The sequence below is a fragment of the Pseudomonas fluorescens genome (assembly GCF_900636825.1).
GTDB classification, from domain to species: Bacteria; Pseudomonadota; Gammaproteobacteria; order Pseudomonadales; family Pseudomonadaceae; genus Aquipseudomonas; species Aquipseudomonas fluorescens_BG.
Map to the genome: position 1 here is coordinate 5,281,663 of NZ_LR134318.1, position 21,888 is coordinate 5,303,550.

Consider the following 21,888-nt stretch of genomic DNA (forward strand, 5'->3'; position numbering starts at 1 on the left):
GTTCTCCTAGGCGTCGCAAGCAGCCCCGGCCGGGTTGTTCACCAGGCGTTCGAGGGTGTCGCGATCCACTAATTCTTTGTCCAGTTTGATGTAAACAGCCGCCTCATCGGCAACTATCACTGCATCGGTTACCCCTACGAGGGCCTTGAGGCGCTCGACCAGACCCGCTTCGCGGATCGCCTCGGGCGACAACGGCAAGCGCAGGCTCGTCACGTAGGGAGGTTCGCGCATGGTAACAGCAAAGGCCAGCCAAAGTGCAGCCAGCCCGGCACATCCAAGGAACACAACCGACAGACCGCCATGCTGAAACAACCAGCCGCCGAGTATCCCGCCGAGTGCCGAACCGAGGAACTGGCTGGTGGAATACACGCCCATGGCCGTGCCCTTCCCGCCCGCCGGCGAAACCTTGCTGATCAGCGACGGCAACGAAGCCTCCAGCAGATTGAACGCAGTGAAGAACACCACCGTGCCGATCACCAGAGCCCGCAAGCTGTCACCGAACTGCCAGAAGAATAGCTCAGTCAGCATCAGCGTCATGACGGCGCCGAGCAAAACTCGTTTCATTTTGCGTCGCTTCTCGCCATAGATGATGAACGGGATCATGGCGAAGAACGAAATCAGCAGCGCCGTGAGATAGACCCACCAGTGCTGCTCCTTGGGCAAGCCGGCTTTTTCTACCAACGCCAGCGGCAAGGCCACGAAGCTCGACATCAACATGGCATGTAACACAAAGATGCCCAGATCGAGTCGCAGCAGGTCAGGGTGCTTGAGCGTCGGCATCAGTGCCTGACGCGCCACGCCGGATTCGCGGTGAGTCAGCGGCCCGGTGGATTTCGGCACCATGAACATCACGATCACGATGCCCACCAGGGCCATGCCACCCGTGGCGAGGAACAGTCCCGACAAACCGAATGCGCGTGTCAGCAAAGGCCCGACTACCATCGCCACGGCGAACGACAGCCCAATCGTCATGCCGATCATGGCCATCGCTTTGGTGCGGTGCTGCTCGCGAGTCAAATCGGAAAGCAAAGCCATGACCGCCGCCGAAATCGCGCCGGCCCCTTGCAGGATTCGGCCGGCGATCACGCCCCAGATCGAATCGGCCTGAGAGGCCAGCACGCTGCCCAGGGCAAAGATGATCAGCCCGAGGTAAATCACCGGCCGGCGACCGATACGATCGGAAATGACCCCGAACGGGATCTGGAAAATCGCCTGAGTCAGACCGTAAGCGCCAATCGCCAGCCCGATCAGGGCCGGGGTCGCTCCCGCCAGATCCATTCCATAGGTCGCCAACACCGGCAACACCATGAACATGCCCAGCATACGGAAGGCGAACACCAGTGCCAGACCGCTCGCCGCGCGGGTCTCGCTGCCACTCATGCGTTCGCTGTGGGGATCGTGCATGGAAAAACCTCGTGTGAACCGGCGGCGATTCTACCAGTCCCATCGGAAGACGGGGTAGATCGCGACGCTATGACGCGTATAGATGAAACTCTCTTCATGAAAGGCAAAAAGCCCTTCGTTTGATAGTGTGCATCCATCCAGTATTTGGCCGTATACTCCTACGTTTTCGATGCCCGCCAAGCGAGGCCACTTTGGACAAGATCCTGATACGTGGGGCCCGTACCCACAACCTGAAGAACATCGACCTGACCCTGCCACGGGACAAACTGATCGTCATCACCGGCCTGTCCGGATCCGGCAAGTCATCCTTGGCGTTCGACACGCTGTATGCCGAAGGCCAGCGCCGCTATGTCGAATCGCTGTCGGCCTATGCTCGCCAGTTCTTGTCGATGATGGAAAAACCTGACGTCGACACCATCGAAGGCCTGTCGCCGGCGATCTCCATCGAACAGAAGTCGACGTCGCACAACCCGCGTTCCACGGTCGGCACCATCACCGAAATCTACGACTACCTGCGCCTGCTCTATGCCCGCGTCGGTACGCCGCGCTGCCCGGATCACGACATTCCGCTGGAAGCGCAGACCGTCAGCCAGATGGTCGATCTGGTGCTCGCGCAGCCGGAAGGCAGCAAGCTGATGCTGCTGGCCCCGGTGATCCGCGAGCGCAAGGGTGAACACCTGTCGGTCTTCGAAGAGCTGCGTGCGCAAGGTTTCGTCCGCGCTCGGGTCAACGGGCGCATCTGCGAACTCGACGAATTGCCGAAGCTGGATAAACAGAAGAAGCATTCGATCGACGTTATCGTCGACCGCTTCAAGGTTCGCGCCGATCTTCAGCAACGTCTGGCCGAGTCTTTCGAGACCGCGCTGAAACTGGCCGACGGCATCGCGCTGGTCGCGCCGATGGATGATGAGCCGGGCGAAGAGATGATCTTCTCCGCGCGCTTTGCCTGCCCGATTTGCGGTCACGCGATCAGTGAGCTGGAGCCAAAGCTGTTTTCCTTCAACAATCCGGCCGGCGCCTGCCCGACATGCGATGGTCTGGGGGTGAAGCAGTTCTTCGACATCAAGCGGCTGGTCAATGGCGAGCTGACTCTGGCCGAGGGCGCGATTCGCGGTTGGGACCGACGCAACGTCTATTACTTCCAGATGCTCGGCTCGCTGGCGTCGCACTATAAGTTCAGCCTGGAAAAACCTTTCAATGAACTGACCGCTGAGCAGCAGAAACAGATCCTGCACGGCAGCGGTTCGCAGAACGTCGATTTCAAGTACCTTAACGACCGTGGCGATATCGTCAAACGCTCGCATCCGTTCGAAGGCATCGTGCCGAACCTGGAGCGGCGTTACCGCGAAACCGAATCGGCGAGCGTGCGCGAAGAGCTGGCGAAATTCCTCAGCCATCAGGCCTGCCCGGATTGCCGGGGGACTCGTCTGCGTCGCGAAGCGCGGCACGTGTGGGTCGGCGAGAAGACCCTGCCGGCGGTGACCAATCTGCCAATCGGCGATGCTTGCGTCTACTTCGGCGAGCTGAAGATGACCGGACGGCGCGGCGAAATCGCCGACAAGATTCTCAAGGAAATCCGCGAGCGCCTGCAGTTCCTCGTCAATGTCGGGCTGGACTACTTGTCGCTGGATCGCAGCGCCGACACCTTGTCCGGTGGCGAGGCGCAGCGGATTCGCCTGGCCAGTCAGATTGGTGCTGGCCTGGTCGGCGTTCTGTATATCCTCGATGAGCCCTCCATCGGCTTGCACCAGCGCGATAACGATCGGCTGCTCGGCACGCTCAAGCACCTGCGCGATATCGGCAATACGGTGATTGTGGTCGAGCACGACGAAGACGCGATTCGCCTGGCTGACTACGTGGTGGATATCGGCCCGGGTGCCGGCGTGCATGGCGGGCAGATCGTCGCCGAGGGCACACCGGCCGAAGTCATGGCGCATCCCGATTCGCTGACCGGCAAATACCTGTCGGGGCGGGTGAAAATCGAAGTGCCGGCCAAACGTACGCCGCGCAACAAGAAGCTGACGCTGTCGCTCAAAGGTGCGCGTGGAAACAATTTGCGCAATGTCGACCTGGAAATCCCGATTGGCCTGTTGACCTGTGTGACTGGTGTATCCGGCTCGGGCAAATCGACGCTGATCAATAACACGCTGTTCCCGCTGAGCGCCACGGCACTCAATGGTGCAACCACGCTGGAAGCGGCCGCGCACGACAGCATCAAAGGTCTGGAACATCTCGACAAAGTTGTCGATATCGACCAGAGCCCGATCGGACGTACGCCGCGCTCCAACCCGGCGACGTATACCGGCCTGTTCACGCCGATTCGAGAGCTGTTCGCCGGCGTTCCCGAGTCGCGCTCGCGTGGTTACGGCCCGGGACGTTTCTCGTTCAACGTCAAGGGCGGTCGTTGCGAGGCTTGTCAGGGCGATGGCCTGATCAAAGTAGAGATGCACTTCTTGCCGGACATCTATGTTCCATGCGACGTGTGCAAGAGCAAGCGTTACAACCGCGAAACCCTCGAGATCAAATACAAGGGCAAGAGCATCCACGAAACCCTCGAAATGACGATCGAGGAAGCGCGGGTATTCTTCGACGCGGTCCCTGCACTGGCGCGCAAGCTGCAAACGCTGATGGATGTGGGTTTGTCGTACATCAAGCTTGGGCAATCGGCGACAACGTTGTCCGGCGGTGAGGCGCAACGGGTCAAGCTGTCCCGCGAGCTGTCCAAGCGCGACACTGGCAAAACCCTGTACATCCTCGATGAGCCGACTACCGGTCTGCACTTCGCGGATATCCAGCAATTGCTCGACGTGCTGCATCGCCTGCGCGACCACGGCAACACCGTGGTGGTGATCGAACACAACCTCGACGTGATCAAGACGGCGGACTGGCTGGTCGATCTCGGGCCTGAAGGCGGTTCCAAAGGCGGGCAGATCATCGCCACCGGCACGCCCGAGCAAGTGGCCGAGATGAAGCAGTCTCACACCGGCCACTACCTCAAGCCGTTGCTGATCCGCGATCGGGCTTAAACGCCAGGCATGAAAAAGCCCCTGTCATTGTTGAAATGACAGGGGCTTTTTTTTGTCGCGTTTGCAATCAGGAAGCGTGGGATTGCAGGTAGTTCTCGAGACCGATCAGCTTGATCAGGCCCAGCTGCTTTTCCAGCCAGTAGGTGTGATCTTCTTCGGTGTCGTTCAGCTGTACGCGCAGAATCTCGCGGCTGACGTAATCCTTGTGCTGTTCGCACAGCTCGATGCCTTTGCACAGGGCTGCACGGACTTTGTATTCGAGACGCAGATCCGCTTCGAGCATTTCCGGCACCGTAGTGCCGACATCCAGATCATCGGGACGCATGCGCGGCGTGCCTTCCAGCATCAGAATCCGGCGCATCAATGCATCAGCATGTCCGGCTTCTTCTTCCATCTCGTGGTTGATTCGCTCGTAGAGCTTGGTAAACCCCCAGTCCTCATACATCCGCGAATGAACAAAATATTGATCACGCGCGGCCAATTCGCCGGTCAGCAACGTGTTGAGGTAATCGATTACGTCTGGGTGGCCTTGCATCGCCCTACATCTCCCTGCTTGAAAGTCTGTAGTTTGAACCAACCTGACCGGAAGGTCACCCGCCTTACGCAATAAAAGTGAAGATATTCCGAGAAAAGCAGGCTAAATAACGCAAAAACCGCCCAAATGAGGGCGGTTCTGCTTCTCGTTTAGACTTTGTTAAGCTGTACGTTGAGCAGCTTTGCGATTGCTTCTCCATACGCCGGATCGGCTTTATAGAAATGCTGCAACTGGCGATCGACGACGTCGCTCGAAACACCTGCCATTGCACCCGCGATGTTGCTTACCAACAGCGCTTTCTGGTCGTCGCTCATCAAGCGGAACAGCGCGCCAGCTTGGCTGTAGTAGTCGGTGTCTTCCCGGTGATCATACCGATCCGCAGCACCATTCAAGGCCAATGCAGGCTCAGCGTAATGCGGAGCTTGTTTCGGCGACTCGATGTAGCTGTTCGGCTCGTAGTTAGGCGCTGCACCACCGTTGCTGCCAAATGCCATCGAGCCATCGCGCTGATAAGTGTTCACCGGGCTACGTGGCGCATTCACCGGCAGTTGCTGGTGATTGGTGCCTACGCGGTACCGATGCGCGTCGGCGTAAGCGAACACGCGACCTTGCAGCATACGGTCTGGCGACAAACCTACGCCCGGTACCATGTTGCTCGGGCCAAATGCGGCTTGCTCGACTTCAGCGAAGTAGTTGAGCGGGTTACGGTTCAGTTCCAGCTCGCCAACTTCGATCAGGGGGAATTCTTTTTGCGACCAGGTTTTGGTCACGTCGAACGGGTTCTCGTAATGGGCTGCTGCTTGCGCTTCGGTCATGATCTGGATGCATACGCGCCATTTCGGGAAATCACCGCGCTCGATGGCCTCGAACAGATCGCGCTGGGCGTAATCCGGATCGGTGCCTGCCAGGCGAGCTGCGTCGGCCGGCGCGAGATTCTTGATCCCCTGCAGAGTCTTGTAGTGCCATTTCACCCAGTGACGTTCGCCCTTGGCGTTGAGCAGGCTGTACGTATGGCTGCCGAAACCGTGCATGTGACGATAACCGTCAGGAATGCCGCGATCAGAGAACAGAATGGTGACCTGGTGCAGCGCCTCAGGCGAATGCGACCAGAAGTCCCACATCATCTGCGCACTTTTCAGATTGCTTTGCGGCAGACGTTTTTGCGTGTGAATGAAGTCAGGAAACTTCAGCGGGTCCCGAATGAAAAACACTGGCGTGTTGTTGCCAACGATGTCCCAGTTGCCTTCTTCGGTGTAGAACTTCAGGGCGAAACCACGCGGATCGCGCTCGGTATCTGCCGAACCGCGCTCACCGCCCACGGTGGAAAAGCGCAGGAACGTCGGGGTCTGTTTACCGACCGTCTCGAATAACTTGGCGCTGGTGTACTCGGTGATGTCACGCGTCACCGTAAAGGTGCCGTACGCACCCGAACCTTTGGCATGCACGCGGCGCTCCGGAATGTTTTCACGATTGAAATGCGCGAGCTTCTCGAGCAGATGGAAATCGTCGAGCAGCAGCGGACCGCGAGGACCGGCGGAGCGAGAATTCTGGTTATCAGCGACTGGCGCGCCACTGGCGGTTGTTAGCGTTTTCATCTGGCTCATGCGGTCTTCTTCCTCTTTCAGTCTTGAACTGCCGGCTATCGGGCTTGGTGGAAAGTATTGATCATCGACATGACTGTCACAAATTCATTAACTTGCGAATATCGATAGATAAAATCTAATTACCTTCCCTTGTGCATAGTGGCATTTCAACTGTGTCGGAAACTTGTACGGACGACGCATTTATTACGGGCACAAAAAACCGGGCACTAGGCCCGGTTTTTTGTTTCAGACTGACGTCTTACTCGGCAGATACAGCTTCGCCGGCAGTAGCACGATCAACCAACTCGACGTACGCCATAGGCGCGTTGTCGCCAGCGCGGAAACCGCACTTGAGGATGCGCAGGTAGCCACCCTCACGGGTAGCGTAACGCTTGCCCAGGTCGTTGAAGAGCTTACCAACGATAGCTTTCGAACGAGTACGGTCGAAAGCCAGACGGCGGTTAGCCAGGCTATCTGTCTTGGCCAGAGTGATCAGCGGCTCGGCAACGCGGCGCAGTTCTTTGGCTTTTGGCAGAGTAGTTTTGATCAGCTCGTGCTCGAACAGCGACACCGCCATGTTTTGGAACATGGCCTTGCGGTGCGAGCTGGTGCGGCTCAGGTGACGACCACTTTTACGATGACGCATGGTTCATTCCTTACCAAACACAACGTTCGGTGATTACGACGATCAGGCAGTCGCCTTGTCGTCCTTCTTAAGACTTGCAGGCGGCCAGTTGTCGAGGCGCATGCCGAGGGACAGACCGCGGGAGGCCAGAACGTCCTTGATTTCAGTCAAGGATTTCTTGCCCAGGTTCGGAGTCTTCAACAGCTCTACTTCGGTACGCTGAATCAGGTCGCCGATGTAGTAGATGTTTTCCGCCTTAAGGCAGTTAGCCGAACGTACAGTCAGTTCCAGATCGTCAACCGGGCGAAGCAGGATCGGATCGATCTCGTCTTCCTGCTCGACAACCACTGGCTCACTGTCACCTTTGAGGTCGACGAACGCAGCCAACTGCTGTTGCAGAATGGTTGCAGCGCGGCGGATAGCCTCTTCAGGATCCAGAGTACCGTTGGTTTCCAGATCAATAACCAGCTTGTCCAGGTTGGTGCGCTGCTCGACACGGGCGTTTTCCACCACGTATGCGATACGGCGAACCGGGCTGAACGAAGAGTCAAGCTGCAAGCGACCGATGCTGCGGCTTTCGTCTTCATCGCTCTGACGCGAGTCGGCTGGTTCATAACCACGACCACGAGCTACAGTGAGCTTCATGTTCAGGGCGCCGTTAGACGCCAGGTTAGCGATTACGTGATCGGGGTTAACGATCTCGACATCATGATCCAGCTGAATATCGGCAGCGGTAACCACCCCCGAACCCTTCTTCGACAAGGTCAGCGTAACTTCGTCACGACCGTGCAGCTTGATAGCCAGACCTTTAAGGTTCAACAGGATTTCAATTACGTCTTCCTGTACACCTTCGATGGCGCTGTACTCGTGGAGCACACCGTCAATCTCGGCCTCGACTACTGCGCAGCCGGGCATTGAGGACAACAGGATGCGTCGCAGCGCGTTGCCCAGGGTGTGGCCAAAACCACGCTCGAGAGGCTCGAGAGTGATCTTGGCGCGGGTTGGACTGACAACCTGCACATCAATATGGCGGGGTGTCAGGAACTCATTTACCGAAATCTGCATGGATGCACCTATTTTCTAGCCCTTACTTGGAGTAGAGCTCGACAATCAGGCTTTCGTTGATGTCGGCGGACAGATCACTGCGAGCAGGAACGTTCTTGAAAACGCCCGACTTCTTCTCAGTGTCTACTTCTACCCATTCTACGCGGCCACGTTGGGCACACAGATCGAGAGCTTGGACAATGCGAAGTTGGTTTTTTGCTTTCTCGCGAACTGCAACCACGTCACCAGCACGAACCTGATACGACGGAACGTTTACGGTCTGACCGTTAACGCTGATCGACTTGTGCGATACCAGCTGACGGGATTCGGCACGAGTCGAACCAAAGCCCATACGGTATACAACGTTGTCCAGACGGCATTCGAGCAGTTGCAGCAGGTTTTCACCGGTTGCACCTTTCTTGCCAGCAGCTTCTTTGTAGTAGCCGCTGAACTGACGCTCGAGAACGCCGTAGATACGACGGACCTTCTGCTTTTCACGCAGTTGGGTGCCGTAATCGGACTGGCGACCGCGGCGTTGGCCGTGGATACCAGGTGCTGCTTCAATGTTGCACTTCGATTCGATCGCGCGCACGCCGCTCTTCAGGAAGAGATCGGTGCCTTCGCGACGAGCGAGTTTGCATTTTGGACCAATGTAACGAGCCATTCTTTACAATCTCCTGGATTACACGCGGCGCTTCTTCGGCGGACGGCACCCGTTGTGCGGGATTGGCGTCACGTCGGTGATGCTGGCGATCTTGTAGCCACAGCCGTTCAAAGCGCGGACTGCGGATTCACGACCTGGACCTGGACCCTTGACGTTGACGTCGAGGTTTTTCAGGCCGTATTCCAGCGCAGCTTGACCAGCACGCTCAGCAGCTACTTGAGCAGCGAACGGGGTGGACTTGCGGGAACCGCGGAAACCCGAACCACCGGAGGTAGCCCAGGAAAGAGCGTTACCTTGACGGTCGGTAATGGTCACGATGGTGTTGTTAAAAGATGCATGGATGTGGGCGATGCCATCAACCACTGTCTTTTTAACTTTTTTACGAGGACGAGCAGCAGGTTTTGCCATGATTAAATTCCTGTCGATTCGCTGGGGCGATTACTTGCGGATCGGCTTACGCGGACCTTTACGGGTACGCGCGTTGGTCTTGGTACGCTGACCGCGCACTGGAAGACCGCGACGATGACGCAGACCGCGATAGCAACCGAGGTCCATCAAGCGCTTGATTTTCATGTTGATTTCGCGACGCAGGTCACCTTCAGTGGTGAACTTCGCCACTTCGCCACGCAGCTGTTCAATTTGCTCGTCGCTCAGATCTTTGATCTTTGCGGCTGGGTTTACCCCAGTCTCTGCACAGATCTTCTGTGCAGTTGTGCGACCAACACCATAGATGTAGGTCAGCGAGATAACAGTATGCTTGTTATCTGGAATGTTAACGCCTGCAATACGGGCCATTCAGTGGGACTCCAATTGACAGCTACCTACGCCCCGGAAGCCAAGAAATAGGGCGCGAGATAATATCGCTGTAATAACAAATAATCAACCCGGTAGCGCACTAGCTACCGGGCTTGAAGCACAATCACACTCAGCCTTGGCGCTGTTTGTGACGCGGTTCCGCGCTGCAAATTACTCGAACAACACCTTCGCGGCGAATAATCTTGCAGTTACGGCACAGCTTTTTCACCGATGCACGAACTTTCATCACCAACTCCTCGAACCTTATGGGTACTCAGCGCAACATGCCGCTGCCGTAACCCTTCAGGTTGGCTTTCTTCATCAGGGATTCGTACTGGTGCGAAACGAGGTGCGATTGTACTTGGGACATGAAGTCCATCACAACCACGACCACGATCAGCAACGAGGTCCCGCCAAGGTAGAACGGAACGTTTGCCGCAACCACCAGGAACTGGGGCAACAGACACACGGCCGTCATGTATAGAGCACCGAACAGGGTCAAACGAGTCAGAACGCCATCAATGTAGCGTGCAGACTGCTCACCCGGACGGATACCCGGAATAAAGGCACCGGACTTCTTCAGGTTTTCCGCTACATCTTTCGGATTGAACATCAACGCCGTATAGAAGAAGCAGAAGAAAATAATCCCTGCACTAAACAGCAGAATATTCAACGGCTGACCAGGAGCGATCGACTGCGAGATGTCCTGCAGCCAGCCCATACCTTCAGACTGACCAAACCAGGTACCCAACGAAGCCGGGAACAGCAAGATGCTGCTCGCGAAAATGGCCGGAATAACACCGGCCATGTTCACCTTCAGCGGCAAGTGGCTGGTCTGCGCAGCGAAGACCTTACGGCCCTGCTGACGCTTGGCGTAGTGAACAGCAATACGACGCTGACCACGCTCAATGAACACCACGAAACCGATAATCGCTACTGCCAGCAAACCGATGGCAACCAGGGCGAAGATATTGATATCACCCTGACGCGCAGACTCGAAAGACTGCCCGATTGCTCTCGGAAGACCGGCGACGATACCTGCGAATATCAACATCGAGATACCGTTGCCAACACCACGCTCAGTAATCTGCTCACCCAGCCACATCATGAACATCGCACCAGCCACAAACGTGGATACCGCGACGAAATGGAAGCCAAAGTCACCAGTGAACGAAACGCCCTGCCCTGCCAGACCAATGGACATGCCAATTGCCTGAACAAGAGCTAGGACGACAGTGCCGTAGCGGGTGTACTGAGCGATCTTGCGACGCCCAGCTTCACCTTCCTTCTTCAACTGTTCCAGCTGCGGGCTGACGGCGGTCATCAGTTGCATGATGATCGATGCCGAGATGTACGGCATGATCCCCAATGCAAAGATGCTCATCCGTTCCAGCGCACCGCCGGAGAACATGTTGAACAAGCTAAGAATGGTCCCCTCATTCTGTCGAAACAGGTCTGCAAGTCGGTCCGGGTTGATACCTGGAACCGGGATGTGTGCGCCTATTCGGTAGACGATAATCGCCAGGAACAGAAAACGCAGACGAGCCCAGAGTTCAGACATACCGCCTTTGCCGAGCGCAGAGAGAGCACCTTGCTTAGCCATTTATTCCTCGAACTTGCCGCCAGCTGCTTCGATAGCCGAACGCGCACCTTTGGTGGCGCCGATTCCCTTGCCGATAGTGACAGCGCGAGTCACTTCACCGGACAGCATGATTTTCACACGCTGTACGTTGACGTTGATCACGTTGGCATCTTTCAGGGACTGCACAGTGACGATGTCGCCTTCCACTTTAGCCAGCTCGGACAGACGCACTTCTGCGCGGTCCATGGCTTTCAGGGAAACGAAACCGAATTTCGGCAGGCGACGATGCAGCGGCTGTTGACCGCCTTCAAAGCCTGGAGCAATGGTGCCACCGGAGCGGGAGGTTTGACCTTTGTGGCCGCGGCCACCAGTCTTACCCAAACCGCTACCGATACCACGGCCCGGACGATGCTTTTCGCGACGGGAACCCGGCGCTGGACTCAGATCATTGAGTTTCATCGATTAACCCTCGACACGCAGCATGTAGTAAGCCTTGTTGATCATCCCGCGATTCTCGGGAGTATCCTGGACTTCTACAGTGTGACCGATGCGACGCAGACCCAGACCCTTAACGCACAGTTTGTGATTAGGGATGCGGCCGGTCATGCTTTTGATCAACGTTACTTTAACGGTAGCCATGATCAGAAGATCTCCTTCACAGTCAGGCCACGCTTCGCAGCGATGGACTCAGGAGATTGCATAGCCTTCAGACCCTTGAAAGTGGCGTGAACCACGTTTACCGGGTTAGTCGAGCCATAGCACTTGGCCAGAACGTTCTGAACGCCAGCAACTTCGAGGACAGCACGCATAGCGCCGCCAGCGATGATACCGGTACCTTCAGAAGCAGGCTGCATGTACACCTTCGAAGCGCCGTGACCGGACTTCATTGCGTACTGCAGAGTGGTGCCGTTCAGGTCAACTTGAATCATGTTACGGCGAGCAGCTTCCATTGCCTTCTGGATCGCAGCAGGCACTTCACGTGACTTGCCACGGCCGAAGCCAACACGCCCTTTACCATCACCTACCACGGTCAACGCGGTGAAAGTGAAGATACGGCCGCCTTTAACGGTTTTGGCTACGCGGTTAACTTGAACCAGCTTCTCGATGTAGCCTTCGTCGCGCTTTTGGTCGTTATTTGACATAACTTAGAACTCCAGCCCAGCTTCACGAGCAGCATCAGCCAGCGCTTTAACGCGGCCGTGATACTTGAAGCCAGAGCGGTCGAAAGCCACTTGCGAGACGCCAGCGGCCTTAGCACGCGTAGCGACCAGCTGGCCAACCTTTGTGGCCGCGTCGATGTTGCCGGTGGCACCATCACGCAGTTCTTTATCCAAAGTCGAGGCACTTGCCAGGACTTTGTTGCCGTCGGCCGAGATGACCTGGGCGTAGATGTGCTGCGACGAGCGGAACACGCAGAGACGCACGACTTCGAGTTCGTGCATTTTCAGGCGTGCTTTGCGAGCGCGACGCAGTCGAGTAACTTTTTTGTCGGTCATTTGCTATGCCCTACTTCTTCTTGGCTTCTTTACGACGGACGACTTCGTCCGCGTAGCGCACACCTTTGCCTTTGTACGGCTCTGGTGGACGGAAGTCGCGGATCTCAGCAGCCACTTGACCTACCAGCTGCTTGTCGATGCCCTTGATCAGGATATCGGTCTGGCTAGGTGTCTCAGCGGTGATGCCTTCCGGCAGTTCGTAATCCACTGGGTGCGAGAAGCCAAGGGCAAGGTTCAGAACCGTGCCTTTTGCTTGCGCTTTGTAACCAACACCGACCAGCTGGAGCTTACGCTCGAAGCCTTGGCTAACGCCTTGGACCATGTTGTTTACCAACGCACGCGTGGTACCGGCCATTGCGCGAGTTTGTTGATCGCCATTGCGAGCAGCGAAACGCAGCTCACCAGCTTCTTCAACAATCTCAACGGACGAATGGATGTTCAGTTCAAGAGTGCCCTTGGCACCCTTCACCGAAAGCTGTTGGCCTGCGAATTTGACTTCGACACCGGCTGGCAGCTTAACGGGGTTCTTAGCGACGCGAGACATGCTTATCCCCCCTTAGAACACAGTGCAAAGAACTTCGCCGCCGACACCGGCAGCGCGCGCAGCACGATCCGTCATCACACCTTTGTTGGTGGAGACGATAGACACGCCAAGACCGCCACGAACTTTCGGCAGATCTTCAACGGACTTGTACTGACGCAGGCCTGGACGACTAACGCGCTTCACTTCTTCGATAACCGGACGGCCTTCGAAGTACTTCAGCGAGATGGACAACGACGGCTTAGCGTCGGTGGTGATCTGAAAATCCGCGATGTAACCTTCGTCCTTCAGGACTTTTGCTACAGCAGCCTTCAACGTGGAAGACGGCATGCTTACGACAGACTTTTCAGCCATCTGGGCATTACGGATTCGAGTTAGCATGTCCGCTAACGGGTCCTGCATACTCATGGGCTAGACGCTCCTAATACAAAAAAATTAGCCTTGCGGCTACTACTTGTCGCCGAGAACTTCCGGGCATGAAAAACACGGGCTCAGGCGAGCCGGTCATTCTAGACACACCCCAGAAATGAATCAAGCCCCAAAAGGGGCTTGATTCAGATTCAAGGTCACCGATGGTCAGGTTCTTGCGAACCCGAACATCAAGACTTTGACAGCGATTACCAGCTGGCTTTAACCAGACCTGGAACGTCACCACGCATTGCGGCTTCACGCAGCTTGTTACGGCCAAGGCCGAACTTGCGATAAACGCCGTGCGGACGACCAGTCAGGCGGCAACGGTTACGCATGCGCGAAGCGCTTGCGTCACGTGGTTGCTTCTGCAGAGCTACGGTAGCTTCCCAACGCGCTTCTGGACTTGCGTTCAGATCGACGATGATAGCTTTCAGCGCTGCACGCTTGGTGGCGTACTTGGCAACAGTGAGCTGACGCTTCAGCTCACGGTTTTTCATGCTCATCTTAGCCATTTTCCTACTCCAATCAGTTGCGGAACGGGAATTTGAAAGCACGCAGCAGAGCGCGGCCTTCATCATCGTTCTTGGCAGTGGTGGTCAGGGTAATGTCCAGACCGCGGAGAGCATCGATCTTGTCGTAGTCGATTTCCGGGAAAATGATCTGCTCTTTCACGCCCATGCTGTAGTTACCACGACCATCGAAGGACTTGGCATTCAGGCCGCGGAAGTCGCGAACCCGAGGCAGGGAGATCGACAGCAGACGATCCAGGAACTCGTACATACGCTCACGGCGCAGAGTCACTTTGACACCGATCGGCCATCCTTCGCGGACTTTGAAGCCAGCGATGGATTTACGAGCGTAGGTCACAACGACTTTTTGGCCGGTGATCTTTTCCAGGTCAGCAACAGCGTGCTCGATGACTTTTTTGTCACCGACCGCTTCGCCCAGACCCATGTTCAGGGTGATTTTTGTAACGCGTGGAACTTCCATCACGTTCGAAAGCTTAAGTTCTTCCTTAAGCTTCGGTGCGATTTCCTTCCAGTAAATCTCTTTTAGTCGTGCCATGGTCTTCTACCTAGCAGTGTTCAAGCATCAACCGCTTTTTGGGTCGACTTGAAGACACGAATTTTCTTGCCGTCTTCTACTTTGAAACCAACGCGGTCAGCCTTGTTGGTTTCGCCGTTGAAAATGGCGACGTTAGAAGCGTCCAGTGGAGCTTCTTTTTCGACGATACCGCCTTGCACGCCCGACATCGGGTTAGGCTTGGTATGACGCTTGACCAGGTTCAGACCGCTGATAACCAGACGGTTATTAGCAAGAACCTTGAGCACCTTACCGCGCTTACCTTTGTCTTTGCCGGCGATCACGATGATCTCGTCGTCACGACGAATCTTTTGCATGTCGGATCTCCTTACAGCACTTCTGGGGCGAGCGAGACGATCTTCATGAACTTCTCAGTACGAAGTTCACGGGTCACTGGCCCAAAGATACGGGTGCCGATCGGCTCTTGCTTGTTGTTCAGAAGAACAGCAGCGTTGCCATCAAAGCGGATAATGGAGCCATCAGCACGACGTACGCCGTGACGAGTGCGGACTACAACAGCAGTCATCACTTGGCCTTTTTTCACTTTACCGCGAGGAATTGCTTCCTTAACGGTAACTTTGATGATGTCACCGATACCAGCGTAACGACGATGGGAGCCACCAAGCACCTTGATGCACATAACGCGGCGAGCGCCGCTGTTATCGGCCACATCGAGCATGGATTGAGTCTGAATCATATAATTTCTCCGACCCCTAGCCCTTAGACTTCCACAGCGCGTTCGAGAACATCAACCAGCGCCCAAGACTTGGTCTTGGCCATCGGACGAGTTTCACGAATAGTGACTTTGTCGCCGATGTGGCACTGATTGGTTTCGTCGTGCGCGTGCAGCTTAGTCGAACGCTTAACGTATTTACCGTAGATCGGGTGCTTTACGCGACGCTCGATCAGAACGGTGATGGTTTTGTCCATCTTGTCGCTGACAACACGGCCAGTCAGCGTACGGACAGTTTTTTCGGCTTCAGCCATGATCACTTACCTGCCTGCTGGTTGAGCACAGTCTTCACGCGAGCGATGTCACGCTTAACTTGCGAGAGCAGATGAGACTGCCCCAACTGGCCAGTTGCTTTCTGCATACGCAGATTGAACTGGTCGCGCAGCAAGCCGAGCAGTTGCTCGTTCAGCTGCTGTGCGGATTTTTCACGAAGTTCATTCGCTTTCATCACATCACCGTCCGTTTAACAAAGGCGGTGGCGAGCGGCAGCTTTGCAGCAGCCAGGGCAAAAGCCTCACGCGCCAGCTCTTCAGAAACACCCTCGATTTCATACAGGACTTTGCCTGGCTGAATCTGGGCAACCCAGTACTCCACACTACCCTTACCTTTACCCATACGAACTTCGAGGGGCTTTTTGGAAATAGGCTTGTCCGGGAATACACGGATCCAGATCTTGCCGCCACGTTTAACGTGACGGGTCAGTGCACGACGCGCTGACTCGATCTGACGAGCGGTGAGACGACCACGAGCTACAGACTTCAGCGCGAACTCGCCGAAGCTGACTTTGCTACCGCGCTGAGCCAGACCACGGTTGTGGCCTGTCATCTGCTTGCGGAACTTCGTACGCTTAGGTTGCAACATTTGGCGTACCCCTTACTTAGCAGCTTTTTTACGAGGCGCTGGTGCTTGTGGCTTCAGCTCTTCTTGGCGACCACCAATTACTTCGCCTTTGAAGATCCAAACCTTTACACCGATCACACCGTAAGTGGTGTGAGCTTCGTAGTTGGCATAGTCGATGTCGGCACGCAGGGTGTGCAATGGCACACGACCTTCGCGATACCATTCAGTACGTGCGATTTCAGCACCGCCGAGACGACCGCTCACTTGGATTTTGATGCCTTTGGCACCAATGCGCATGGCGTTCTGAACTGCGCGCTTCATAGCGCGACGGAACATTACACGGCGCTCCAGCTGCTGAGCTACGCTCTGCGCAACCAGCATACCGTCGAGCTCCGGCTTGCGGATCTCTTCGATATTGATGTGCACAGGCACACCCATTTGCTTGGTCAGGTCCTGACGCAGTTTCTCAACATCTTCACCTTTCTTCCCGATAACGATACCTGGACGAGCGGTGTGGATGGTGATACGTGCAGTTTGGGCCGGACGATGGATATCGATACGGCTTACGGACGCGCTTTTTAGTTTGTCTTGGAGATACTCACGCACTTTCAGATCTGCGAACAAGTAGTCCGCATAAGTCCGACCGTCTGCGTACCAGACGGAGGTGTGCTCCTTGACGATTCCCAGGCGAATGCCAATGGGATGTACTTTCTGACCCATCTCTTCGACTCCGTTACTTGTCAGCAACCTTGACAGTGATATGGCAAGACCGCTTGACGATGCGATCAGCACGGCCTTTGGCACGTGGCATGATGCGCTTCAGCGAACGCCCTTCGTTGACGAAAACGGTGCTGACCTTCAGGTCATCAACGTCTGCGCCTTCGTTATGCTCGGCGTTGGCTACGGCCGACTCCAGCACTTTCTTCATGATCTCGGCGGCTTTCTTACTGCTGAAAGCCAACAAGTTGAGCGCTTCGCCCACCTTCTTCCCGCGGATCTGGTCGGCGACCAAGCGGGCTTTCTGGGCGGAGATTCGAGCGCCCGACAACTTAGCGGCTACTTCCATTTCCTAACCCCTTAACGCTTGGCTTTCTTGTCAGCCACGTGCCCGCGATAGTTGCGGGTACCGGCGAACTCGCCCAGTTTGTGGCCGACCATGTCTTCGTTAACGAGAACTGGGACGTGCTGACGACCGTTGTGTACTGCGATGGTCAGACCGACCATTTGTGGCAGGATCATCGAACGACGCGACCAAGTCTTAATTGGTTTGCGATCGTTCTTTTCCGCCGCCACTTCGATCTTCTTCAGTAGGTGAAGATCAATAAAAGGACCTTTTTTCAGAGAACGTGGCACTGTCGTATCCCTCTATTTACTTGCGACGACGGACGATCATTTTGTCGGTACGCTTATTACCACGAGTCTTCGCGCCCTTAGTCGGGAAGCCCCATGGCGATACCGGATGACGACCACCAGAGGTACGACCTTCACCACCACCATGTGGGTGGTCAACCGGGTTCATGGCAACACCACGAACGGTTGGGCGAACGCCACGCCAGCGCTTGGCACCAGCTTTACCCAGCGAACGCAGGCTGTGCTCGGAGTTCGAGACTTCGCCCAGGGTCGCACGGCATTCAGCCAGGACTTTACGCATTTCACCGGAACGCAGACGCAGGGTCACGTAGACACCTTCACGAGCGATCAGCTGAGCCGAAGCACCAGCGGAACGAGCGATCTGTGCACCTTTACCTGGCTTCAATTCGATGCCGTGTACGGTAGAACCCACTGGAATGTTGCGCAGCTGCAGAGCGTTGCCTGGCTTGATTGGAGCCAGAGCGCCCGCGATCAGCTGGTCGCCAGCACTCACGCCTTTAGGGGCGATGATGTAGCGGCGCTCGCCGTCTGCGTAGCAGAGCAGTGCGATGTGAGCAGTACGGTTTGGATCGTATTCGATACGCTCGACAGTGGCGACGATGCCATCTTTGTCGTTGCGACGGAAATCGACCATACGATAATGCTGCTTATGACCACCACCGATGTGACGCGTGGTAATACGGCCATTGTTGTTACGACCACCAGTCTTCGATTTTTTCTCGAGCAGCGGTGCGTGAGGAGCGCCTTTATGCAGCTCCTGGTTGACCACCTTGACCACAAAACGGCGGCCAGGGGAAGTCGGTTTGCATTTAACGATTGCCATGATGCACCCCTTCCTTACTCAGCACTGCTGCTGAAATCGAGATCTTGGCCTGGCTGAAGGGAGATAACTGCCTTCTTCCAGTCATTACGCTTGCCCAGACCGCGAGCAGTGCGCTTGCTCTTACCCAGAACATTCAGGGTAGTGACGCGCTCTACTTTCACGCTGAACAGGCTTTCGACGGCCTTCTTGATTTCCAGCTTGGTTGCGTCAGTAGCAACCTTGAAAACGAACTGGCCTTTCTTGTCTGCCAGAACCGTAGCCTTCTCGGAAACGTGCGGGCCAAGCAGAACTTTAAATACGCGTTCCTGGTTCATCCCAGCAGCTCCTCGAATTTCTTCACGGCCGACACGGTGATCAACACCTTGTCGTATGCGATCAGACTAACTGGATCGGAACCTTGAACGTCACGTACATCTACGTGCGGCAGGTTACGAGCAGCCAGGTACAGGTTCTGATCAACAGCATCCGACACGATCAAAACGTCGGTCAGGCTCATGTTGTTCAGCTTGCCCAGCAGATCTTTGGTTTTCGGAGTTTCAACAGCGAAATCCTGAACCACGACCAGACGATCAGTACGCACCAGCTCAGCAAGGATGGAACGCATTGCTGCGCGATACATCTTCTTGTTCAGCTTCTGAGAGTGATCCTGTGGACGTGCTGCAAAAGTGGTACCGCCGCCACGCCAGATTGGGCTACGGATAGTACCGGCACGAGCACGGCCAGTACCTTTCTGACGCCATGGGCGCTTGCCGCCACCACGAACGTCGGAACGGGTCTTTTGCTGCTTGGTACCTTGACGGCCGCCGGCCATGTAGGCCACGACTGCTTGGTGAACCAGCGTCTCGTTGAACTCGCCGCCAAATGTCAGTTCGGAAACTTCGATCGCTTGAGCGTCATTTACATTTAATTGCATGTCAGCTTCCCCTTAACCGCGAGCCTTGGCTGCTGGACGTACAACCAGGTTGCCGCCAGTAGCGCCAGGAACAGCACCCTTGACCAACAACAGATTGCGTTCAGCGTCCACGCGCACTACTTCCAGGGACTGCACGGTCACGCGCTCAGCGCCCATATGACCGGACATTTTTTTGCCCTTGAATACACGACCAGGAGTCTGGCACTGGCCGATAGAGCCTGGGACGCGGTGGGATACGGAGTTACCGTGGGTGTTATCTTGCCCGCGGAAATTCCAACGCTTGATCGTACCCTGGAAGCCTTTACCCTTGGACTGACCGGTTACGTCAACCAGTTGGCCAGCGGCGAAGATTTCAGCGTTGATCAGATCGCCAGCCTGGTACTCGCCTTCTTCAAGACGGAATTCCATGGTGGTGCGACCAGCGGCAACGTTCGCTTTAGCGAAGTGGCCAGCTTGAGCTGCTGTTACACGCGAAGCACGACGCTCGCCGACAGTGACTTGCACTGCACGATAGCCATCGGTCTCTTCAGTTTTGAACTGGGTGACGCGATTCGGCTCGATCTCAATGACCGTGACCGGAATGGAGACACCTTCTTCGGTGAAAATACGGGTCATACCGCATTTACGACCGACTACACCAATAGTCATGTTGTAAACCTCATGAGTGTACGGGGCTTTCACCCGCTATGGCCGCCCATTTCAGAGCGTTACACGACTAAGACCGAGTCTTAGCCGAGGCTGATCTGCACTTCCACACCGGCCGCAAGATCAAGCTTCATAAGTGCATCAACGGTTTTATCCGTTGGCTGGACGATGTCCAGAACGCGCTTATGAGTGCGGATCTCGTACTGGTCACGCGCGTCTTTGTTGACGTGCGGAGAAACCAGAACGGTGAACCGCTCTTTACGGGTAGGCAGTGGAATTGGACCACGCACTTGAGCACCAGTACGTTTCGCGGTTTCCACGATTTCCTGGGTTGATTGGTCGATCAGGCGATGGTCAAAAGCCTTCAACCTGATACGGATTTGCTGATTTTGCATTGGATTTCAGACTCCGGCTGCTATTCCCACCGAGCGCAATACGCCCGTTAAAAGGAGGCGCAATTCTATAGACGCCCCAGATAGGTGTCAACCCAATAAAAAAGCCCCCGCTGAGCGGGGGCTTTTTCAATTCATCAAACAGACTCTATAAAAGAGATTACTCGATGATTTTGGCTACGACGCCAGCGCCGACGGTACGACCGCCTTCACGGATAGCGAAACGCAGACCGTCTTCCATCGCGATGGTTTTGATCAGGGTAACAGTCATCTGAATGTTGTCACCTGGCATTACCATTTCAACGCCTTCTGGCAGCTCGCAGTTACCAGTCACGTCAGTAGTACGGAAGTAGAACTGTGGACGGTAGCCTTTGAAGAACGGAGTGTGACGGCCGCCTTCTTCCTTGCTCAGAACGTAAACCTCTGCGGTGAACTTGGTGTGCGGCTTAACCGAACCCGGCTTAACCAGTACCTGGCCACGCTCAACGTCGTCACGCTTGGTACCACGCAGCAGAACGCCGCAGTTCTCGCCAGCACGACCTTCGTCGAGCAGTTTGCGGAACATTTCAACACCAGTGCAGGTGCTGACAGTGGTGTCACGCAGACCAACGATTTCCAGCGGATCCTGAACGCGAACGATACCGCGCTCGATACGACCAGTCACAACAGTACCGCGACCCGAGATCGAGAATACGTCTTCGATTGGCATCAGGAACGGCTTGTCGATCATACGAACTGGTTCTGGGATGTAGGCATCCAGAGTTTCAACCAGCTTCTTGACGGCAGTGGTGCCCATCTCGTTGTCGTCTTTGCCTTCCAGCGCCATACGAGCCGAACCGATGATGATTGGAGTGTCATCGCCCGGGAAGTCGTAGGTGGACAGCAGGTCGCGAACTTCCATCTCAACCAGTTCCAGCAGCTCTGCGTCGTCTACCAGGTCAGCCTTGTTCAGGAAGACCACGATGTACGGAACGCCAACCTGACGGGACAGCAGGATGTGCTCACGGGTTTGTGGCATCGGACCATCAGCGGCCGAGCAAACCAGAATAGCGCCGTCCATTTGAGCAGCACCGGTGATCATGTTCTTCACATAGTCAGCGTGACCTGGGCAGTCAACGTGAGCGTAGTGACGGATCTTCGAGTTGTACTCAACGTGTGCGGTGTTGATGGTGATACCGCGAGCTTTCTCTTCTGGAGCGCTGTCGATCTTGTCGAAGTCAACGATTGCGGAACCGAAAACTTCGGAGCAAACGCGAGTCAGAGCAGCAGTCAGAGTGGTTTTACCGTGGTCAACGTGACCAATGGTGCCAACGTTGACGTGCGGTAGGGAACGATCAAATTTTTCTTTAGCCACGACAATTAACTCCTAGCCTAAAGGGGCT

At 55.7% G+C, this 21,888-nt stretch carries 33 protein-coding genes; 1 reads left to right on the top strand and 32 read right to left on the bottom strand.

All coding sequences use genetic code 11. From position 1 onward, the window contains the following. Positions 1–6 precede the first annotated feature (6 nt). Entirely contained in the window at positions 7–1,404 is a 1,398-nt protein-coding gene (locus EL257_RS24095; protein WP_126366845.1) for an MFS transporter, read from the bottom strand. Positions 1,405–1,595: 191 nt separating this feature from the next. Between EL257_RS24095 and uvrA the strand changes: the two genes are divergently transcribed. Next, a complete protein-coding gene (uvrA, locus tag EL257_RS24100) occupies positions 1,596–4,430 on the top strand; it encodes an excinuclease ABC subunit UvrA (protein ID WP_126366847.1) in 2,835 nt (944 codons plus the stop codon). A gap of 67 nt (positions 4,431–4,497) precedes the next feature. Here uvrA and bfr read toward each other — a convergent pair whose 3' ends face one another. The 31 genes from bfr to tuf form a co-directional block, all read right to left on the bottom strand. After that, a complete protein-coding gene (gene bfr, locus EL257_RS24105; protein ID WP_016983567.1) occupies positions 4,498–4,965 on the bottom strand; it encodes a bacterioferritin in 468 nt (155 codons plus the stop codon). 149 nt (positions 4,966–5,114) lie between these two features. After that, complete coding sequence (locus tag EL257_RS24110; protein ID WP_126366849.1) at positions 5,115–6,569, bottom strand: catalase; 1,455 nt, start codon at positions 6,567–6,569, stop codon at positions 5,115–5,117. A gap of 238 nt (positions 6,570–6,807) precedes the next feature. Then, positions 6,808–7,194 carry a 50S ribosomal protein L17 gene (rplQ, locus tag EL257_RS24115; RefSeq protein WP_003176402.1) on the bottom strand — a complete coding sequence of 129 codons (387 nt, stop codon included), beginning with the start codon at positions 7,192–7,194 and terminating at the stop codon, positions 6,808–6,810. Between the two features lie 42 nt (positions 7,195–7,236). Continuing rightward, entirely contained in the window at positions 7,237–8,238 is a 1,002-nt protein-coding gene (locus EL257_RS24120; protein WP_003186012.1) for a DNA-directed RNA polymerase subunit alpha, read from the bottom strand. Between the two features lie 22 nt (positions 8,239–8,260). Then, on the bottom strand, positions 8,261–8,881 hold the full coding sequence (gene rpsD, locus EL257_RS24125) for a 30S ribosomal protein S4 (protein WP_003176404.1): 621 nt from the start codon (positions 8,879–8,881) through the stop codon (positions 8,261–8,263). An 18-nt stretch (positions 8,882–8,899) separates the two neighbouring features. Beyond that, complete coding sequence (rpsK, locus tag EL257_RS24130) at positions 8,900–9,289, bottom strand: 30S ribosomal protein S11 (protein ID WP_002555466.1); 390 nt, start codon at positions 9,287–9,289, stop codon at positions 8,900–8,902. Positions 9,290–9,319: 30 nt separating this feature from the next. Beyond that, a complete protein-coding gene (gene rpsM, locus EL257_RS24135; RefSeq protein ID WP_009045849.1) occupies positions 9,320–9,676 on the bottom strand; it encodes a 30S ribosomal protein S13 in 357 nt (118 codons plus the stop codon). A gap of 130 nt (positions 9,677–9,806) precedes the next feature. Next, entirely contained in the window at positions 9,807–9,923 is a 117-nt protein-coding gene (gene rpmJ / locus EL257_RS24140) for a 50S ribosomal protein L36 (RefSeq protein WP_002555468.1), read from the bottom strand. Positions 9,924–9,950: 27 nt separating this feature from the next. Beyond that, positions 9,951–11,279, bottom strand: coding sequence for a preprotein translocase subunit SecY (gene secY, locus EL257_RS24145; RefSeq protein WP_008073883.1), 1,329 nt, complete (start codon positions 11,277–11,279; stop codon positions 9,951–9,953). After that, positions 11,280–11,717 carry a 50S ribosomal protein L15 gene (gene rplO / locus EL257_RS24150; protein WP_042561340.1) on the bottom strand — a complete coding sequence of 146 codons (438 nt, stop codon included), beginning with the start codon at positions 11,715–11,717 and terminating at the stop codon, positions 11,280–11,282. A 3-nt stretch (positions 11,718–11,720) separates the two neighbouring features. Then, on the bottom strand, positions 11,721–11,897 hold the full coding sequence (gene rpmD, locus EL257_RS24155; protein ID WP_003176408.1) for a 50S ribosomal protein L30: 177 nt from the start codon (positions 11,895–11,897) through the stop codon (positions 11,721–11,723). A gap of 2 nt (positions 11,898–11,899) precedes the next feature. Beyond that, entirely contained in the window at positions 11,900–12,400 is a 501-nt protein-coding gene (gene rpsE, locus EL257_RS24160; protein WP_064392263.1) for a 30S ribosomal protein S5, read from the bottom strand. A 3-nt stretch (positions 12,401–12,403) separates the two neighbouring features. Continuing rightward, the gene (gene rplR / locus EL257_RS24165; protein ID WP_003186037.1) at positions 12,404–12,754 is read right to left on the bottom strand and encodes a 50S ribosomal protein L18; all 351 of its coding nucleotides are present in this window, start codon (positions 12,752–12,754) and stop codon (positions 12,404–12,406) included. A 10-nt stretch (positions 12,755–12,764) separates the two neighbouring features. Continuing rightward, a complete protein-coding gene (gene rplF / locus EL257_RS24170; RefSeq protein ID WP_003176412.1) occupies positions 12,765–13,298 on the bottom strand; it encodes a 50S ribosomal protein L6 in 534 nt (177 codons plus the stop codon). Positions 13,299–13,310: 12 nt separating this feature from the next. Further along, positions 13,311–13,703, bottom strand: a complete 393-nt coding sequence (gene rpsH / locus EL257_RS24175; protein ID WP_016772944.1) for a 30S ribosomal protein S8 — start codon at positions 13,701–13,703, stop codon at positions 13,311–13,313. 209 nt (positions 13,704–13,912) lie between these two features. Then, positions 13,913–14,218, bottom strand: a complete 306-nt coding sequence (gene rpsN / locus EL257_RS24180) for a 30S ribosomal protein S14 (protein ID WP_126366851.1) — start codon at positions 14,216–14,218, stop codon at positions 13,913–13,915. Positions 14,219–14,231: 13 nt separating this feature from the next. Next, positions 14,232–14,771, bottom strand: a complete 540-nt coding sequence (gene rplE / locus EL257_RS24185) for a 50S ribosomal protein L5 (RefSeq protein ID WP_003176415.1) — start codon at positions 14,769–14,771, stop codon at positions 14,232–14,234. A gap of 20 nt (positions 14,772–14,791) precedes the next feature. Next, positions 14,792–15,106, bottom strand: coding sequence for a 50S ribosomal protein L24 (gene rplX, locus EL257_RS24190; RefSeq protein ID WP_008081905.1), 315 nt, complete (start codon positions 15,104–15,106; stop codon positions 14,792–14,794). Positions 15,107–15,117: 11 nt separating this feature from the next. Continuing rightward, on the bottom strand, positions 15,118–15,486 hold the full coding sequence (rplN, locus tag EL257_RS24195) for a 50S ribosomal protein L14 (RefSeq protein WP_002555479.1): 369 nt from the start codon (positions 15,484–15,486) through the stop codon (positions 15,118–15,120). Positions 15,487–15,509: 23 nt separating this feature from the next. Then, complete coding sequence (rpsQ, locus tag EL257_RS24200) at positions 15,510–15,776, bottom strand: 30S ribosomal protein S17 (protein ID WP_003194644.1); 267 nt, start codon at positions 15,774–15,776, stop codon at positions 15,510–15,512. A gap of 2 nt (positions 15,777–15,778) precedes the next feature. After that, a complete protein-coding gene (gene rpmC / locus EL257_RS24205; protein WP_002555481.1) occupies positions 15,779–15,970 on the bottom strand; it encodes a 50S ribosomal protein L29 in 192 nt (63 codons plus the stop codon). Continuing rightward, the gene (gene rplP / locus EL257_RS24210) at positions 15,970–16,383 is read right to left on the bottom strand and encodes a 50S ribosomal protein L16 (RefSeq protein WP_007896757.1); all 414 of its coding nucleotides are present in this window, start codon (positions 16,381–16,383) and stop codon (positions 15,970–15,972) included. The genes rpmC and rplP overlap by 1 nt, the downstream gene beginning before the upstream one ends. 12 nt (positions 16,384–16,395) lie before the next feature. Further along, a complete protein-coding gene (rpsC, locus tag EL257_RS24215) occupies positions 16,396–17,082 on the bottom strand; it encodes a 30S ribosomal protein S3 (RefSeq protein ID WP_003176422.1) in 687 nt (228 codons plus the stop codon). Between the two features lie 13 nt (positions 17,083–17,095). Next, on the bottom strand, positions 17,096–17,428 hold the full coding sequence (gene rplV / locus EL257_RS24220) for a 50S ribosomal protein L22 (protein ID WP_003103908.1): 333 nt from the start codon (positions 17,426–17,428) through the stop codon (positions 17,096–17,098). 11 nt (positions 17,429–17,439) lie between these two features. Continuing rightward, complete coding sequence (gene rpsS, locus EL257_RS24225; RefSeq protein WP_011336172.1) at positions 17,440–17,715, bottom strand: 30S ribosomal protein S19; 276 nt, start codon at positions 17,713–17,715, stop codon at positions 17,440–17,442. 16 nt (positions 17,716–17,731) lie between these two features. After that, positions 17,732–18,556: a 50S ribosomal protein L2 gene (gene rplB / locus EL257_RS24230; protein ID WP_003228734.1), complete on the bottom strand. Its 825-nt coding sequence runs from the start codon at positions 18,554–18,556 to the stop codon at positions 17,732–17,734. Between the two features lie 14 nt (positions 18,557–18,570). Then, positions 18,571–18,870 carry a 50S ribosomal protein L23 gene (gene rplW, locus EL257_RS24235; protein WP_002555488.1) on the bottom strand — a complete coding sequence of 100 codons (300 nt, stop codon included), beginning with the start codon at positions 18,868–18,870 and terminating at the stop codon, positions 18,571–18,573. Further along, positions 18,867–19,469 (bottom strand): 50S ribosomal protein L4, encoded by a 603-nt coding sequence (rplD, locus tag EL257_RS24240; RefSeq protein WP_007918468.1) that lies wholly within the window; start codon positions 19,467–19,469, stop codon positions 18,867–18,869. The genes rplW and rplD overlap by 4 nt, the downstream gene beginning before the upstream one ends. Positions 19,470–19,481: 12 nt before the next feature. After that, the gene (rplC, locus tag EL257_RS24245; protein ID WP_003228738.1) at positions 19,482–20,117 is read right to left on the bottom strand and encodes a 50S ribosomal protein L3; all 636 of its coding nucleotides are present in this window, start codon (positions 20,115–20,117) and stop codon (positions 19,482–19,484) included. Positions 20,118–20,197: 80 nt separating this feature from the next. Continuing rightward, complete coding sequence (rpsJ, locus tag EL257_RS24250; RefSeq protein ID WP_003186070.1) at positions 20,198–20,509, bottom strand: 30S ribosomal protein S10; 312 nt, start codon at positions 20,507–20,509, stop codon at positions 20,198–20,200. 157 nt (positions 20,510–20,666) lie between these two features. Continuing rightward, positions 20,667–21,860: an elongation factor Tu gene (gene tuf, locus EL257_RS24255; protein ID WP_126366853.1), complete on the bottom strand. Its 1,194-nt coding sequence runs from the start codon at positions 21,858–21,860 to the stop codon at positions 20,667–20,669. Between the last annotated feature and the right edge of the window lie 28 nt (positions 21,861–21,888).

Bases quoted from the DNA above. Each gene is read 5' to 3' on its own strand.
- rplO (WP_042561340.1), bottom strand. From the start codon at position 11,717: ATGAAACTCAATGATCTGAGTCCAGCGCCGGGTTCCCGTCGCGAAAAG.
- rplP (WP_007896757.1), bottom strand. From the start codon at position 16,383: ATGTTGCAACCTAAGCGTACGAAGTTCCGCAAGCAGATGACAGGCCAC.
- rpsH (WP_016772944.1), bottom strand. From the start codon at position 13,703: ATGAGTATGCAGGACCCGTTAGCGGACATGCTAACTCGAATCCGTAAT.
- rplN (WP_002555479.1), bottom strand. From the start codon at position 15,486: ATGATTCAGACTCAATCCATGCTCGATGTGGCCGATAACAGCGGCGCT.
- rpmJ (WP_002555468.1), bottom strand. From the start codon at position 9,923: ATGAAAGTTCGTGCATCGGTGAAAAAGCTGTGCCGTAACTGCAAGATT.
- bfr (WP_016983567.1), bottom strand. From the start codon at position 4,965: ATGCAAGGCCACCCAGACGTAATCGATTACCTCAACACGTTGCTGACC.
- rpsD (WP_003176404.1), bottom strand. From the start codon at position 8,881: ATGGCTCGTTACATTGGTCCAAAATGCAAACTCGCTCGTCGCGAAGGC.
- rplF (WP_003176412.1), bottom strand. From the start codon at position 13,298: ATGTCTCGCGTCGCTAAGAACCCCGTTAAGCTGCCAGCCGGTGTCGAA.
- rplW (WP_002555488.1), bottom strand. From the start codon at position 18,870: ATGAACCAGGAACGCGTATTTAAAGTTCTGCTTGGCCCGCACGTTTCC.
- rpsE (WP_064392263.1), bottom strand. From the start codon at position 12,400: ATGTCAAATAACGACCAAAAGCGCGACGAAGGCTACATCGAGAAGCTG.
- rplV (WP_003103908.1), bottom strand. From the start codon at position 17,428: ATGGAAGTAGCCGCTAAGTTGTCGGGCGCTCGAATCTCCGCCCAGAAA.
- rplR (WP_003186037.1), bottom strand. From the start codon at position 12,754: ATGACCGACAAAAAAGTTACTCGACTGCGTCGCGCTCGCAAAGCACGC.
- rplB (WP_003228734.1), bottom strand. From the start codon at position 18,556: ATGGCAATCGTTAAATGCAAACCGACTTCCCCTGGCCGCCGTTTTGTG.
- secY (WP_008073883.1), bottom strand. From the start codon at position 11,279: ATGGCTAAGCAAGGTGCTCTCTCTGCGCTCGGCAAAGGCGGTATGTCT.
- rplQ (WP_003176402.1), bottom strand. From the start codon at position 7,194: ATGCGTCATCGTAAAAGTGGTCGTCACCTGAGCCGCACCAGCTCGCAC.
- rplC (WP_003228738.1), bottom strand. From the start codon at position 20,117: ATGACTATTGGTGTAGTCGGTCGTAAATGCGGTATGACCCGTATTTTC.
- rpsC (WP_003176422.1), bottom strand. From the start codon at position 17,082: ATGGGTCAGAAAGTACATCCCATTGGCATTCGCCTGGGAATCGTCAAG.
- rpsJ (WP_003186070.1), bottom strand. From the start codon at position 20,509: ATGCAAAATCAGCAAATCCGTATCAGGTTGAAGGCTTTTGACCATCGC.
- EL257_RS24120 (WP_003186012.1), bottom strand. From the start codon at position 8,238: ATGCAGATTTCGGTAAATGAGTTCCTGACACCCCGCCATATTGATGTG.
- rplD (WP_007918468.1), bottom strand. From the start codon at position 19,469: ATGCAATTAAATGTAAATGACGCTCAAGCGATCGAAGTTTCCGAACTG.
- rplX (WP_008081905.1), bottom strand. From the start codon at position 15,106: ATGCAAAAGATTCGTCGTGACGACGAGATCATCGTGATCGCCGGCAAA.
- EL257_RS24095 (WP_126366845.1), bottom strand. From the start codon at position 1,404: ATGCACGATCCCCACAGCGAACGCATGAGTGGCAGCGAGACCCGCGCG.
- rpsM (WP_009045849.1), bottom strand. From the start codon at position 9,676: ATGGCCCGTATTGCAGGCGTTAACATTCCAGATAACAAGCATACTGTT.
- rpsN (WP_126366851.1), bottom strand. From the start codon at position 14,218: ATGGCTAAGATGAGCATGAAAAACCGTGAGCTGAAGCGTCAGCTCACT.
- rplE (WP_003176415.1), bottom strand. From the start codon at position 14,771: ATGGCACGACTAAAAGAGATTTACTGGAAGGAAATCGCACCGAAGCTT.
- rpmD (WP_003176408.1), bottom strand. From the start codon at position 11,897: ATGGCTACCGTTAAAGTAACGTTGATCAAAAGCATGACCGGCCGCATC.
- rpmC (WP_002555481.1), bottom strand. From the start codon at position 15,970: ATGAAAGCGAATGAACTTCGTGAAAAATCCGCACAGCAGCTGAACGAG.
- EL257_RS24110 (WP_126366849.1), bottom strand. From the start codon at position 6,569: ATGAGCCAGATGAAAACGCTAACAACCGCCAGTGGCGCGCCAGTCGCT.
- rpsQ (WP_003194644.1), bottom strand. From the start codon at position 15,776: ATGGCTGAAGCCGAAAAAACTGTCCGTACGCTGACTGGCCGTGTTGTC.
- rpsK (WP_002555466.1), bottom strand. From the start codon at position 9,289: ATGGCAAAACCTGCTGCTCGTCCTCGTAAAAAAGTTAAAAAGACAGTG.